The following is a 623-nucleotide window of genomic DNA, read 5'->3' on the forward strand; positions in this document are numbered from 1 at the left end:
AAGTTTTGCAGAAAATGGTTGTGTTCGGAAAGAAAGTATGGTATGATGTATAGGTGTTAAGTGTATGCGGTTTTGAAGGTATATCAAATATCTTCAAAATAGTTATTGTGGCCCGGTGGCTCAGCTGGTTAGAGCGCCGCCCTGTCACGGCGGAGGTCGTCGGTTCGATCCCGATCCGGGTCGCTTTTCATAACTAAATATCTGAAAAATGGGATCTTAGCTCAGCTGGGAGAGCATCTGCCTTACAAGCAGAGGGTCACAGGTTCGAGCCCTGTAGGTCCCATTCTTTTATGGGTGGTTTCCCGAGTGGCCAAAGGGGACAGACTGTAAATCTGCTGCAAATTGCTTCGGTGGTTCGAATCCACCACCACCCACTTGCCAATCAGGCAATCGGCCGATGTGGCTCAATTGGCAGAGCAGCTGATTTGTAATCAGCAGGTTATCGGTTCGAGTCCGATCATCGGCTTTACTTGAGAAATCAAGTACAAAAATAGGATATCGCGGGATGGAGCAGTCTGGAAGCTCGTCGGGCTCATAACCCGAAGGTCGTAGGTTCAAATCCTACTCCCGCAATTTTATGCCTAGTTAGCTCAGTTGGTAGAGCAGAGGACTGAAAATCCTCG

5 tRNA genes are annotated in these 623 nt (G+C 48.3%); all 5 read left to right on the forward strand.

The window, feature by feature from the left end:
* Positions 1-109 precede the first annotated feature (109 nt).
* The 5 genes from DWY63_RS07585 (at position 110) to DWY63_RS07605 (ending at position 573) form a co-directional block, all read left to right on the forward strand.
* Positions 110-183: transfer RNA gene (locus DWY63_RS07585), tRNA-Asp, on the forward strand.
* Between the two features lie 27 nt (positions 184-210).
* Positions 211-283: transfer RNA gene (locus tag DWY63_RS07590), tRNA-Val, on the forward strand.
* Positions 284-292: 9 nt separating this feature from the next.
* A tRNA-Tyr gene (locus DWY63_RS07595) sits at positions 293-374 on the forward strand.
* A gap of 19 nt (positions 375-393) precedes the next feature.
* Positions 394-466: transfer RNA gene (locus DWY63_RS07600), tRNA-Thr, on the forward strand.
* 33 nt (positions 467-499) lie between these two features.
* Positions 500-573 (forward strand) — tRNA-Met (locus tag DWY63_RS07605).
* The last annotated feature ends 50 nt before the right edge of the window (positions 574-623 follow it).

Origin of the sequence: Blautia sp. AF26-2 (assembly GCF_003460955.1) — a bacterium.
GTDB lineage: Bacteria > Bacillota > Clostridia > Lachnospirales > Lachnospiraceae > Fusicatenibacter > Fusicatenibacter saccharivorans.